Here is a 13,004-nt window from a genome sequence, read left to right as displayed (position 1 = left end):
CCATGTCCACCACGCACCATGACGTCCTCCGCCCCGGGCCGGCCCGGGGCGGGGCCCGCCCCCGCGCGGGCCGCGGGCCACGCCCGCGCCGGCTGCGCTTCGCGGGCCGGCAGCCGATCGGCCTCGCCTTCGTCTCCCCGTACCTGGTCTACCTGGCCGCGATCTTCCTGTACCCGCTCGGCTTCGCGGTGTGGATCTCCTTCCACGACTACTTCTTCGCCGCGCCGGGCGCCCAGGTGGACCGCCCCTTCGTGGGGCTGGCCAACTACACGTCGGTCCTGACCGACCCGGACGTGTGGCGGTCCTTCGGCAACATCGCGGTCTTCCTGGTCATCAACGTGCCGCTGACGGTGGCGGCGTCCCTCGTGCTCGCCACCGCGCTCAACTCGAAGATCCGGGCGCGCTCGTTCTTCCGTACCGCCTACTACGTCCCGTACATCACCGCCAGCGTCGCCGTCGTCGGTGTGTGGCTCTTCCTGTTCAACTCCAACGGCCTGGTCAACAAGGCGCTCGGGCCGCTCGCGCCGGACCCGTCGTGGCTGGTCAACTCGCACCTGGCGATGCCGACCATCGCGCTGTTCGTCGCGTGGAAGCAGCTCGGCTTCTTCATCGTGCTCTACCTGTCGGCGCTGCAGAACGTGCCCGGCGAGCTGTACGAGTCGGCCGCGCTCGACGGCGCGGGCAAGGTGCGGATGTTCTGGTCGATCACGGTGCCGGCGGTACGCACCGCGACGCTGCTGGTGCTGGTCATGGCGACGGTGACGGGCGCGAACCTGTTCACCGAGCCCTACCTGCTGACCAGCGGCGGCGGGCCCGACGGCGCGACGACCTCGCCGGTGCTGCTGATGTACCAGCGCGGTCTGCAGCAGGGCCATCCGGACGAGGCCGCGGCGATCGGCGTGATCCTCGTCGTGCTGATCACCGGGATCTCCCTCCTTTACCGCCGTCTGCTGGAGAGGGACTGACATGGCCGACGCACACGCCCCCTCGCTGATGCGCCGCGCCGCGCGCCACCGGCCGCACACGCACTCGCGCGCCCGCCGGACCCTGTCGCGGCTGGCACTGCTCGCCGGGGCCTTCGCCTTCCTCTTCCCCTTCTACTACATGCTCATCGGCTCGCTGCAGCGCGAGCCCGACAGCAGCCCCGCGGGGGCCTTCCCGCGACCGGGGAACCTCTCCCTGCACAACTACGCGGAGATCAACTCGGCCATCTCGCTCGGCCGTTCCCTGATCAACTCCGGGATCTTCACCGGCGGCGTCATCGTCTGCACCACGGTCTTCGGGCTGCTGGCGGGGTACGCCCTGGCGCGGCTCCACTTCCGGGGCAAGGGCTCCACCTTCGCCCTGGTGCTGCTGGTGCAGGTCATCCCGTTCCAGCTGCTGATGATCCCGCTGTACGTGCTGATCGTCCGCGACTACGGCCTGGCCGACTCCTACATCGGCATCATCCTGCCGTTCGCGATCAACACCAGCGCGGTCTTCATCTTCCGGCAGTTCTTCCTGCAGCTGCCGCAGGCGATGTTCGAGGCCGCGCGCATCGACGGCGCGGGCGAGCTGCAGATCCTGTTCCGGATCGCGATCCCGCTGTGCAAGCCGGCGCTCGCCTCCGTGGTGCTGCTCAGCTTCACCGGGCCCTGGAACGAGTTCCTGTGGCCGTTCCTGGTCACCAAGGAGCAGGACATGCAGCCCCTGGCGGTGTCCCTGGCGAACTACATCAGCACCGTCTCCTCCGCCGCCGCCAACCCGTTCGGCGCCATCCTCGCCGGTGCCTGCGTACTGGCCGCGCCCGCGGTGGCCCTCTACCTCGTCTTCCAGAGCCGCTTCACCTCCACCGACCTCGATTCCGCCACGAAGGGCTGAACCCGCTGTGAACGACCGCACCACCAGCACCGCCCGTACCACCGGCTCCGAGAGCTCCGTGCCCTACCGCCTGACCCGCGTCGGCGTCGTGATGTCCCCGCTGCCCGGCGAGGCGAACGAGGCCGAGGGCGTGCTCAACCCCGCGTCCGGCCGCACCCCGGACGGCACCCTGCACCTGCTGCCCCGCCTCGTCGCGGAGGGCAACGTCTCCCGCGTGGGCCTCGCCGAGGTCGTGGTCGAGGACGGCGTGCCCACCGGCGTCGAGCGCCGCGGCGTCGTCCTCGCCCCCGACGCCGGCTGGGAGCGCGGCAAGAACAACGCCGGCGTGGAGGACCCGCGCACGACGTGGATCGAGGCGCTCGGGCTGCACGTCATGTCGTACGTCGCCTACGGCCCGCTCGGCCCCAAGCCGGCGCTGGCCGTCTCGAAGGACCTGGTGACCTGGGAGCGCCTGGGCCCGATCCAGTTCGCCTACCAGGCCGACCTGGACACCGACCTCAACCTGTTCCCGAACAAGGACGTGGTGCACTTCCCCGAGCCCGTCCCGGGCCCGGACGGCGAGCCGAGCTTCGCGATGCTGCACCGCCCGATGTGGGACCTGGGCTGGTTCCGCCCCGGCGAGGGCGTGCACCTGCCGGCCGGTGTGACCGACGAGCGCCCCGGCATCTGGATCTCCTACGTGCCCGTCGCCGAGGTCGAGAAGGACCTCGGCGCCCTGGTCCGCCCGCGGAACCACCGCCTGGTGGCGCTGTCCGAGCACCCCTGGGAGGAGCTCAAGATCGGCGCGGGCCCGGCCCCGATCCGCGTCGAGGAGGGCTGGCTGCTCATCCACCACGGCGTGTCCGGCACGATCGACGACCCCTTCGCCCAGCAGCAGAAGGTCAGTTACGCGGCGGGGGCGATGATCCTGGACCCGCAGGACCCGTCCCGGATCCTGGCCCGCACCGACCAGCCGCTGATGGAGCCGGAGACGGAGGAGGAGCGTTCCGGCACCGTGCCCAACGTCGTCTTCCCGACCGCGATCGAGGAGATCGACGGCGTGCGCTACGTCTTCTACGGCATGGCCGACGCCCACATCGGCGTCGCCCGCCTGGACCGTGCCGAGTGACTCCGCTCGGTCTGGGCCTGGCCGGCTGCGGTGCGTTCGGCGCCTACCTGCTGGACGCCGTGGCCGACCTGCCCGGCGTACGCCTCGTGGCGTGCGCCGACCCCGACGGTGACCGTGCCACCGCCCTCGCGCGGCGGCACGGCGCCGCCGTCCTCACCGACGCCGCCGCGCTGGCCGGCCACCCCGGGGTGGACGTCGTGGCGATCGCCACTCCACCCGCCACGCACGCGGAACTCGCCGTCGGCGCGCTGCGTGCGGGCCGGCACGTGTTCTGCGAGAAGCCGCTGGCCGTGACGCTGGAGGACGCCCTGCGGGTGGAGGCCGAGGCCGGACGCTCCGCCGGGGTCCTGGTCGTCGACCACGTCCTGCGCTACAACCCCGTCCTGCGGATGCTCCTGCGGCTCCGCGAGGAGGGACTGCTGGACCCGCTGGTGCGCTTCGCCTTCGAGAACGACGCCGCCGACGAGGACCTGGGCCCCGGCCACTGGTTCTGGGACCCCGCGCACAGCGGCGGCATCCACGTCGAGCACGGCGTGCACTTCTTCGACGCCGCCCGCGCCCTCATGGGCAGCGAACCCGTCGAGGTGCAGGGCACCGACGTCCGCCGCGACGGCGGCCCGGTCGACATCGTCGTCGCCACCGCCACCCACCCGGGCGGCGCCGTCGCCACCCACACCCACTCCTTCACCCACGCCCACCGCGCCGAACGGCAGTTGATGCGCCTGGACTACGGCTTCGCCGAGGCCCGGGTCACCGGCTGGATCCCGGTCCACGCGACGGTCACGGCCTGGACGGACGAGCACGGCGCATGCCGCTGGGAGGAGCTGCCCGCACGCGCCGCCGACCTGCTGGCCGTGCCCGGGCTCCGGCCGCACGGCCAGGAGGGGGTCACCGTCACGGTGGAGCGCGACGCGGGCCCGGCGGCGCCCGCCCGCGGCCGCGGTGTGGAGCGCGCCGTCCCGCACAAGGTGACCTGCGTGGTCGACCTCGGCGGTGAGGCGCGCAAGCAGCACGTGTACGCGGAGAGCGTGCGCGCCGCCTTCACCGACCTGCTGCGCTGCGCGGCCGGAGGCGGCACCCCGGTGGCCGACGCGCGGTCCGGGCGGACCGCCGTCGCGGTGGCCGAGGCCGCCACCCGCTCGGCGCGGACCGGCCGCACCCTTCCCGTCCCGTCCGTCCCGTCCGGCCCGACAGGAGCATGAGGAGCACCGTGAGCACCACCCATCCCGCACCGGACACGCCCTGGTGGCGGGACGCCGTCTGCTACGAGATCCACCCGCGCGCGTTCGCCGACGGCGACGGGGACGGCGTCGGCGACCTCGCCGGGGCCGCCGCCCGCCTGGACCACGTGGCCCGGCTCGGGGCGGACGCGGTGTGGCTCACCCCGTTCTACCCGTCCCCGCTGGCCGACGGCGGCTACGACATCACCGACCACACCGGCGTCGCCCCCGACCTCGGTACCGAAGCGGACTTCGACGTCTTCGTCGCACGCGCCCACGGCCTGGGGCTGAAGGTCCTGATCGACCTCGTCCCCAACCACACCTCCGACACGCACCCCTGGTTCCGGGAGGCCCTGGCGGCGGGCCCGGGGAGCGCGGCCAGGAGCCGCTACCTGTTCCGCCCGGGACGCGGCGTGGACGGCGAACTCCCCCCGAACGACTGGCAGTCGGCCTTCGGCGGCCCGGCGTGGACGCGTGTCCCCGCGTCGGACGGCGGCCCGGGCGAGTGGTACCTGCACCTGCACGCGCCCGAGCAGCCGGACCTCGACTGGCGCCACCCCGAGGTCGTGGCCGACTTCGAGCGGGTCCTGCGGCACTGGCTGGACCGCGGCGTCGACGGCTTCCGCATCGACGTGGCCCACACCCTCTTCAAGGCCCCGGGCCTGCCCGACGCCGGGCCCGGACAGCACCAGGACATCCTGCGCAACCACCTGATGCCGTACCACGACCAGGAGGAGCTGCACCCGCTGTTCCGTTCCTGGCGCCGGCTGCTGGACACCCATCCGGCTCCGCCCGGCGCGGTCCCTCCGGAGCAGCGCGTGATGGTGGCGGAGGCCGCCGTCTTCGAACCCGCCCGCCTGGCCCGGTACGTCAGCCCCGGCGAGATGCAGCAGGCCTTCAACTTCGCCTTCCTGGAGTCGCCTTGGGAGGGGGCGCAGTTGCGCGCGGTCGTCGAGCGGTCCGTCGCGTCGATGCGCGCGGTGGGGGCGCCCGTCACCTGGGTGCTGTCCAGCCACGACGCGGTCCGCCCCGTCACCCGCTACGGCGGCGGGCCGCGCGGCCGCCGGCGTGCCCGGGCCGCCGCGCTGCTCATGCTCGCGCTGCCCGGCGCCGCCTACGTCTACCAGGGCGAGGAACTGGGCCTGCCCCAGGCCCACGTGCCGGACGACCGGCTGCGCGACCCGCTCTGGGAACGTTCCGGCCACCGCGAGCGCGGCCGCGACGGCTGCCGGGTGCCGCTGCCCTGGGAGGGCGCGTCGGCACCGTACGGGTTCGGCACCGCCGCCCCGGAGGCCTGCTGGTTCCCGCAGCCCGGGGACTGGGCGGACCTCACCGTCCGCGCGCAGGAGGACGATCCCTCCTCGATGCTCGCCCTCTACCGCTCCGCGCTGCGCCTGCGGCGCGCCGTACCCGTCCCGGCGGCGGCGGTGCCGGTCCCGGAGGGACCCGCCGACGGTTCCTGGTTCGCCTTCGACCGCGCGCCGGGGCTGCGCTGCCTGACCAACTTCGGCCCGGATCCGCTGCCGCTCGCGGACGGGGACGAGCTACTGCTCTCCAGTGCCGCGCTCGACGGCCGCTCGGTGCCCGCGGACACCACCGTCTGGCTCCGTACGCGCGCGGGCACGCCCGCGTCCTGAGGCAGCGGTTCCGCGGCGACGGCGCGGGACGTCCGGTGCACGTCCCGTCCGGCGGCGGCCCGCGGGGCGCGGCGCTGCGCTGTTCGCGGGGAACACGAGCGCGCCGCGCACGTCACGGGGCGGGTGCCGCGGGCCCGCCGGGAGCGGCTTGGTATACAGCTCGGAACCGGGAAGCGGTCCGACGCGTCTCCCGGCCGGTGATCCTGAGAGGTGCTCAGTCGTGCTCTTCCGGCAACTCGAATACCTGGTGGCCCTGGCGCGGGAGGGGCACTTCGCCCGTGCCGCGGAGAGCTGCGGGGTGTCCCAGCCCTCGTTGTCCGAGGGGATCCGCAGGCTGGAGGAGGACATGCGCGTCCCGCTGATCCAGCGGGGCCGGCGGTTCGACGGCCTGACCGCCGAGGGCGAGCGCGTCGTGGTGTGGGCGCGGCAGATCCTGGCCGACCGGGACGCCATGGAGGGCGAGGTCGCCGCCATGCGCACCGGGCTCAGCGGCCGTATCCGCATCGGCGTCGTGCCGAGCGCCGCCACCGCCGTGCCACGTCTGGTGGACCCGCTGTGCACGCGGCACCCGCTGCTCACCGCGGACATCGTGAACGACCTGACGTCGAGCGACATCCTCACGAGGCTCAGGGACTTCACCCTCGACGCCGCCGTGACGTACCTGGACGACGAGGTGCGCGCCGCCTTCCGTACCGTGCCGCTGTACCGCGAGAAGTACGCGCTGCTCACCGATGCCTCGTGGGCTCCGGTCGGCGGCGCCACGGTGTCCTGGGCCGAGGCAGCGGCACTGCCGTTGTGCCTGCTCACACCTACCATGCGCGGACGGCGCACCATGGACGCGCTGTTCGCGGCGGCCGGTGCGGAACCGGTCGCGAGGGTGGAGACCGACTCGTTCGCCTCGCTGATCGCGCACGTCGTGCCCGGCCGGTGGGCCGGGATCGTCCCGCTGGCCTGGATCCACGCCCTGGGGGTGCCGCCGGGGGTGCGGGCCGTCCCGATGGTGGAGGCCGCCCGGGCCGCGGAGATAGGGCTGGCCGCCTTCCGCCGGGACCCCGAGTCCGTGATGGTGCAGGCGCTGGTCGCCACCGCGCAGCACGCCGACCTCAGGCCGCTGGAGTCGCTTCCCCGGATGCAGCGCGACCGCTGACGCCGGGATCCGGTGCGGGGCACCGGCCGCCGCGGGGGCGCGCTCGCGGACAGACGCTCCGCGTCCCGCGGAACCGGGGTTCCGCCGGGCGCGGCTCGTCCGGGACGGGCGCGGAGCAGGGGAGACCGCGCCCGCCCCGGTGTCAGACGGCGGGCTGGGCCACGCGCAACCGCTCGGCGCCGGTGTACACGTTCGCCGAGCGGCCGCGCAGGAAGCCCACCAGGGTCGTCCCCGTCTCGTCGGCCAGGTCCACGGCGAGGGAGGACGGCGCGGACACCGCGGCCAGCACCGGGATGCCCGCCATGGCCGCCTTCTGGACGAGCTCGAAGGACGCCCGCCCGCTGACCATGAGGACGGTGCCCCGCAGCGGCAGCAGCCCCTCCTGCAGCGCGTGGCCGATCACCTTGTCGACGGCGTTGTGCCGGCCCACGTCCTCACGCAGGCACAGCATCTCGCCGTCCGTCGTGAACAGCCCGGCCGCGTGCAGCCCGCCCGTGCTGTCGAAGACCCGCTGCGCCGCCCGCAGCCGGTCGGGGAGGGTGAAGAGCACCTCGCTGTCGATCACCGTGTCGTCGTCCGCCACGCTCCAGTGCTGCGTGGTCCGCACGGCGTCCAGGCTCGCCTTGCCGCACAGACCGCAGGAGGAGGTGGTGTAGAAGTTGCGCTCCAGCGAGAGGTCGGGGAGGCGCACACCGGGCGCCAGGGCGACGTCGACGACGTTGTAGGTGTTGCCGCCGTCGGCCGTGGCACCGGCGCAGTAGCGGATGCCCAGCACGTCGTCCGGGCCGTGGACGACGCCCTCGCTGACGAGGAAGCCGACCGCGAGGTCGAAGTCGCTGCCCGGGGTGCGCATGGTGATCGTCAGCGCGCGGCCGCCGACCCGGATCTCCATCGGCTCCTCGGCGGCCAGCGTGTCGGAACGGTGCCCGGGCACCCCGTCCCTGATCCGCAGCACCCGCCGCCGCGCGGTCACCCGGCCCATGCCGCCGCCTCCAGTCGTACGACGACCCCCTTGGACGTGGGGCAGTTGCTGACGTCGGCGACGCTGTCGAGCGGCACCAGGACGTTGGTCTCCGGGTAGTAGGCGGCGGCCGACCCCCGGGAGGTGGGGTAGGGCACCAGGCGGAAGGACTCGGCGCGGCGCTCGCTGCCGTCGGTCCAGATGCTCACCAGGTCCACCATCTGCGTCTCGGCGAGCCCCAGGGCCTCGATGTCCTCGGGGTTGACCATGACGATCCGGCGGCCGCCCCGGATGCCGCGGTAGCGGTCGTCCATGGCGTACGGGATGGTGTTCCACTGGTCGTGCGACCGCAGGGACTGCAGGATGAGGTGGCCCTTCGGCGCATGCGGCATCTCGAAGTCGTTGCGGGTGAAGACGGCCTTGCCGCTCGGCGTCCGGAAGGTCATCGCGTTCACCGGGTTCGGCAGGTGGAAGCCGCCCGGTTCCGCGACGCGCCGGTTGAAGTCCTCGAACCCCGGGACGACCCGGGAGATGCGGTCCCGGACGGTGCCGTAGTCGGCCTCGAACTCCTCCCAGCCGATCGCCGGGGTGTCGCCGAGGGTGGCCCGCGCCAGCCGGGAGACGATCGCCACCTCGCTCAGCAGGTGGGCGGAGGCGGGCGCCAGTTTGCCGCGGGAGGCGTGCACCATGCTCATGGAGTCCTCGACGGTGACGAACTGCTCGCCGCCCGCCTGGACGTCCCGGTCGCTGCGGCCCAGGGTGGGCAGGATCAGCGCGGTGTCACCGCACACGGTGTGCGAGCGGTTGAGCTTGGTGGAGATGTGCGCCGTCAGCCGGCAGCGGCGCATCGCCCGCTCCGTGACATCGCTGTCGGGCGTCGCCCGGACGAAGTTCCCCGCCACCCCGAGGAAGAACTTGGCCTCGCCGTCGCGCATGGCGCGGATGGCGTCGACGGAGTCGTGGCCGTGCTTGGTGGGGGGTGCGAAGCCGAACTCCCGCTCCAGGGAGTCGAGGAAGCTCTGCGGCATCTTCTCCCAGATGCCCATGGTGCGGTCGCCCTGGACGTTGCTGTGGCCACGCACCGGGCACGCCCCGGCACCGGGCCTGCCCAGGTTGCCGCGCAGCATCAGGAAGTTGACGATCTCGCGGATGGTCGGCACACCGTGCTTCTGCTGCGTGACGCCCATGGCCCAGCAGACGATGACGCTCTTCGCGGCCAGCACACGCTCGTGGAGCTGCTCTATCTCCTCGCGGGTCAGGCCGGTGGCCGTGAGCACGTCGTCCCAGGACGTCTTGCGCGCGTGCTCGGCGAACTCCTCGAATCCCGTGCTGTGTTCGCGGATGAAGTCGTGGTCCAGGACGGTTCCGGGGGCGGCGTCCTCGGCTTCGAGGAGCAGCAGGTTCAGCGCCTGGAAGAGGGCGAGGTCGCCGCCTGCGCGGATGTGCAGGAACTGGTCGGCGATGACCGTGCCGCGCCCGATCACCCCGCGCGGCTTCTGCGGGTGCTTGAACCGCATCAGCCCCGCCTCGGGCAGGGTGTTGACGGCGACGACGCTCCCGCCGGCCCGCTTGGTCTCCTCCAGCGCGGAGAGCATGCGCGGGTGGTTGGTGCCGGGGTTCTGGCCGACGACGAGGATCAGGTCGGCCTCGTGGATGTCGTCCAGGCTGACGGTGCCCTTGCCGACGCCGAGCGTCTCCGACATCGCCGCGCCGCTGGACTCGTGGCACATGTTGCTGCAGTCCGGCAGGTTGTTGGTGCCGTAGGCGCGGGCGAAGAGCTGGAGGAGGAAGGCGGCCTCGTTGCCGACCCGTCCGGAGGTGTAGAACAGGGCCTCGTCCGGGGAGTCCAGGGCCCGCAGTTCGCCGGCCATCAGGGCGATGGCCTCGTCCCAGGAGATGGGCTCGTAGTGCTCCGCGCCCGGGCGCTTGACCATCGGTTCGGTCAGCCTGCCCTGCTGGTTGAGCCAGTAGTCGGACTTGCGGCCCAGTTCCTCGACGGTGTGACGCTCGAAGAACGCGCGCCCCACGCGGTGTGACGTCGCCTCGTCGGCTATGTGCTTGGCGCCGTTCTCGCAGTACTCGTTCATGTGCCGCTTGCCGGGCGCCGCCTCCGGCCAGGCGCAGCCGGGGCAGTCGATGCCCTTGGCCTGGTTGATGTTCAGCAGGGTCAGCATGGTCCGGCGGGGCGAGGTCTGTCCCAGTGCGTACTGCAGCGCGTGCGCGACCGCGGGCAGACCGGCCGCCGAGGTCTTGGGCGGGCCGATCTCCAGGTGCTCGTCCGTGGGGTCCTCGAGAACACTCATGCCTGGCCCGCCTTCCCGGCTTCCGACACCGCGGAAACCGCCGCGAAATACCGATCCGCCGAAAAGCTAAACCCGCTTCACCGGCCCGTCAAAGAGGCCGTCCCTTGCGCTTGATAGGCGGCGCCGATGAACGAACGGCTGCCGGCGAAAGAGGTATTCGGCCCGTCGGGCCGTGGGGGAACCGGGCGCGAACCTGCTGCTCGGCGCGGCACGGTCCACGGTCGCGGGAAAGCCCCGGGAAAAACGTGAGAGAGATCGCCCCTTCATCCGGAGAAATCCCCCGGGACACCGGTTTCAGCACCCATGGAAATCCCGGACCGTCCTCCCGTTCCGGAGCCTCGTGCGCGCACGGCACCCGCGCCCCACCGAGCCCGGGCCTCAGACGGCGATCGTCTGCTCGGTCCAGATGGTCTTGCCGCGCTCCCGGTAGCGGGTGCCCCAGCGTTCCGCGAACTGGGAGACGAGCAGGAGGCCGCGGCCGCCCTCGTCGGTGGTGCGGGCGTGCCGCAGGAAGGGGGCGGCGCTGCTGGTGTCGGAGACCTCACAGGTCAGTGCGCGGTCACGGATGAGCCGGAGCTGGATGGGCGGTGCCGCGTAGCGGATGGCGTTGGTGACCAGTTCGCTGACGATCAGTTCGGTGGCGAAGCACTCCTCCTGCAGCGCCCAGGCCGCCAGTTGACGGGTTGTCAGCGTGCGGGCGGTGGCCACCGCGGCCGGGTCGCACGGCAGGTCCCACGTCGCGACGGAGTCGGGACCGAGCGGCCGGGGCCGGGCCACCAGCACCGAGGCGTCGCGGTCCGGGTCCGCGGGGACCAGGGTGTCGGTGAGCAGCAGGCTCATGTCCTGCGGGGAGTCGCAGGGGGTGGCCAGCAGCCGTTCGAACTCCGCCCGGCCGGTCCCCTCCGGCCGGCTCTGCAGGAGCCCGGGGGTGTGCAGCACGAGCATGGACCCCTCGGGCAGTTGCAGGGTCGCCATGCCGAACGACGGCCCGGGGCGGCCCAGGGGCTCGCCCGCGGGGGCGTCGGGGATGCACACGGTGTGATCGGGGTGGACGACCGCCGGCGGCGGATGGCCCGCCGACGCCATGGTGCTCTGCCGGGTGACGGGGTCGTAGACGAGGTAGAGGCAGGTGGCGCCGACCGGGGAGCCGGAGCCCGTGCCCGCGTGCTCGTCGGCGAGGCTGCGCACCAGTTCGTCCAGGCGGGCGAGGACCTCGTCGGGGGCCTGGTCCAGGTTGGCCAGGGTGTGCACGGCCGCCCGCAGCCGGCCCATGGTGGCGGCGGTGCGCATGCCGCGGCCCGGTGTGCTGCCGCTGACCAGGGCGACCCGCGCGCCGGGCAGCGGGATGACCTCCGTCCAGTCACCGCCGGCACCGGAACGCACCAGGTGGTGGGCCCACTCCACGGCGCTGGGCGCGGGCGGCCGCTGGGGCAGCATGCCGCGCTGCAGGGCGAGGACTGCGTTGCGCTCGCGCACGTAGCGGTGGGCGTTGTCCAGGGCCATCGCGCCGCGGCCGGCCAGGTCGACGGCGAGCGCGAGGTCGTCGTCGTCGAAGGGCCCGAGGTCGCGGTCCCACCGGTGGAAGGTGACGAGGCCCAGCACGCAGTCGCGGACCAGCAGCGGCACCACCATCAGGGAGTGCACCCGCTCCTCCAGCACCCTGCCGCCCCGGACGGGGTCGTCCCGGATCCACTCCTCGTCCTGGCCGAGCCGCCGGACCAGGAGCGGTTCGTGGTCGGCGAGCACCCGCAGCGCGAGCGGGCCCACCAGGTGGGTGCCGACCGCGCCCGTGGTGTAGCCGCCGGTCCGGCCACAGCGGGCCGAGGTCGCGGCGCGGCGCAGGCCGGTGTCGTCCTCGACGGGGCCCGCGCCCATCTCCTCGCCGCCGAGCAGGGAGGCCAGCAGGTCCACGCTCACGCAGTCGGCGAGCCCCGGCACGGCCACCTCGGCAAGTTCCTGTGCCGTGCGGATCGGGTCCAAGGTGGTGCCGATCGTCCGGCCCGCCTCGGCCATCAGCGCGAGGCGCTGCTCGGCGAGGTGGCGCTCGGTGACGTCGACCACGGCGTCGGCCACGCCGAGGATCCGGCCGTCCTCCGCCTCGAGCCGGAAGGCGGACGCCGAGTAGACGTGCTCCCGGGTGGGGTCGCCGGGCGGACGGCCGTGCTTCTCGAACGAGATCGCGGCCTCCCCGGTCCTGAGCACCCGGCCCATCACGCGCTCGGCGAGTTCCGCGCTGAAGTCGGGCCAGACCTCGGTGGGGCGCCGGCCCAGGGCGAGCGCCGCCCGGTGGTCCTGCATGCCCTTCGCCGCCGCGTTGAAGCGCATCAGCCTGAGCTGCGGGTCCAGGACGAACAGGCCGATGGGCGAGAGGGTGAACAGGGCTTCCAGGAGGGCGCGGTCGATGTCCGGGGTGAGTTGCGGCGCACCCGTGAGCAGGTCGACGGTCAGGCGCAGGCCCGTCCCGTCGTCGCGCACCGCCCGCAGGGCCGGCCGGCAGGCGACCGTCCGGCCGTCGCCGTGCCGCAGGGGCACGCACCCGGACCCGGCTCCGCCGTCGTCGCTGCCGGTGTCGGGTGCGAGCAGGTCCAGCACGGGCCGGCCGAGCACGTCGTCCGCCGGGCGGCCGAGGAGGCGCTCCGCCTCCGGGCTCCACCCGACGACCGTGCCGTGGCCGTCGACCACCAGTCGCGCCGCGGTGCGTTCCGCCGGCTCCTCGCGCTCTTCGCCGCGCTCTCGCGATGCCCCAGTGCCCATGACCGTCCCATCAC

Annotated in this window: 9 protein-coding genes; 6 read left to right on the top strand and 3 right to left on the bottom strand. The window is 73.3% G+C overall.

The features are described from left to right. Positions 1–2: 2 nt before the first annotated feature. The 6 genes from ABZ479_RS19325 to ABZ479_RS19300 all read left to right on the top strand — a co-directional run bounded on the left by ABZ479_RS19325 (position 3) and on the right by ABZ479_RS19300 (position 6,972). Positions 3–965, top strand: a complete 963-nt coding sequence (locus ABZ479_RS19325; RefSeq protein ID WP_500462705.1) for a carbohydrate ABC transporter permease — start codon at positions 3–5, stop codon at positions 963–965. Between the two features lie 28 nt (positions 966–993). Beyond that, the gene (locus ABZ479_RS19320; protein WP_500462783.1) at positions 994–1,860 is read left to right on the top strand and encodes a carbohydrate ABC transporter permease; all 867 of its coding nucleotides are present in this window, start codon (positions 994–996) and stop codon (positions 1,858–1,860) included. 91 nt (positions 1,861–1,951) lie between these two features. Next, positions 1,952–2,968 (top strand): glycoside hydrolase family 130 protein, encoded by a 1,017-nt coding sequence (locus ABZ479_RS19315; RefSeq protein ID WP_500462782.1) that lies wholly within the window; start codon positions 1,952–1,954, stop codon positions 2,966–2,968. Then, positions 2,965–4,170, top strand: coding sequence for a Gfo/Idh/MocA family protein (locus ABZ479_RS19310; protein WP_500462704.1), 1,206 nt, complete (start codon positions 2,965–2,967; stop codon positions 4,168–4,170). Before ABZ479_RS19315 ends, ABZ479_RS19310 begins: the two co-directional genes overlap by 4 nt. After that, positions 4,167–5,825, top strand: coding sequence for a glycoside hydrolase family 13 protein (locus ABZ479_RS19305; protein WP_500462703.1), 1,659 nt, complete (start codon positions 4,167–4,169; stop codon positions 5,823–5,825). The genes ABZ479_RS19310 and ABZ479_RS19305 overlap by 4 nt, the downstream gene beginning before the upstream one ends. A gap of 220 nt (positions 5,826–6,045) precedes the next feature. Then, on the top strand, positions 6,046–6,972 hold the full coding sequence (locus ABZ479_RS19300; protein ID WP_500462702.1) for a LysR family transcriptional regulator: 927 nt from the start codon (positions 6,046–6,048) through the stop codon (positions 6,970–6,972). Positions 6,973–7,114: 142 nt separating this feature from the next. On the opposite strand, the gene fdhD is transcribed toward ABZ479_RS19300, so the two are convergent. The 3 genes from fdhD to ABZ479_RS19285 form a co-directional block, all read right to left on the bottom strand. Continuing rightward, positions 7,115–7,954, bottom strand: coding sequence for a formate dehydrogenase accessory sulfurtransferase FdhD (fdhD, locus tag ABZ479_RS19295; RefSeq protein WP_500462701.1), 840 nt, complete (start codon positions 7,952–7,954; stop codon positions 7,115–7,117). Next, positions 7,942–10,236, bottom strand: a complete 2,295-nt coding sequence (locus tag ABZ479_RS19290; RefSeq protein WP_500462700.1) for an FdhF/YdeP family oxidoreductase — start codon at positions 10,234–10,236, stop codon at positions 7,942–7,944. The genes fdhD and ABZ479_RS19290 overlap by 13 nt, the downstream gene beginning before the upstream one ends. A 378-nt stretch (positions 10,237–10,614) precedes the next feature. Continuing rightward, positions 10,615–12,990, bottom strand: coding sequence for a SpoIIE family protein phosphatase (locus tag ABZ479_RS19285; protein WP_500462699.1), 2,376 nt, complete (start codon positions 12,988–12,990; stop codon positions 10,615–10,617). Positions 12,991–13,004: the final 14 nt, after the last annotated feature.

This window comes from Streptomyces sp. NPDC005722 (assembly GCF_040630935.1).
Taxonomy (GTDB): domain Bacteria; phylum Actinomycetota; class Actinomycetes; order Streptomycetales; family Streptomycetaceae; genus Actinacidiphila.
This window is presented reverse-complemented; position numbering and strand designations above follow the sequence as displayed.

Bases quoted from the DNA above. Each gene is read 5' to 3' on its own strand.
- ABZ479_RS19325 (WP_500462705.1), top strand. From the start codon at position 3: ATGTCCACCACGCACCATGACGTCCTCCGCCCCGGGCCGGCCCGGGGC.
- ABZ479_RS19320 (WP_500462783.1), top strand. From the start codon at position 994: ATGCGCCGCGCCGCGCGCCACCGGCCGCACACGCACTCGCGCGCCCGC.
- ABZ479_RS19315 (WP_500462782.1), top strand. From the start codon at position 1,952: ATGTCCCCGCTGCCCGGCGAGGCGAACGAGGCCGAGGGCGTGCTCAAC.
- ABZ479_RS19305 (WP_500462703.1), top strand. From the start codon at position 4,167: ATGAGGAGCACCGTGAGCACCACCCATCCCGCACCGGACACGCCCTGG.
- fdhD (WP_500462701.1), bottom strand. From the start codon at position 7,954: ATGGGCCGGGTGACCGCGCGGCGGCGGGTGCTGCGGATCAGGGACGGG.
- ABZ479_RS19290 (WP_500462700.1), bottom strand. From the start codon at position 10,236: ATGAGTGTTCTCGAGGACCCCACGGACGAGCACCTGGAGATCGGCCCG.
- ABZ479_RS19285 (WP_500462699.1), bottom strand. From the start codon at position 12,990: ATGGGCACTGGGGCATCGCGAGAGCGCGGCGAAGAGCGCGAGGAGCCG.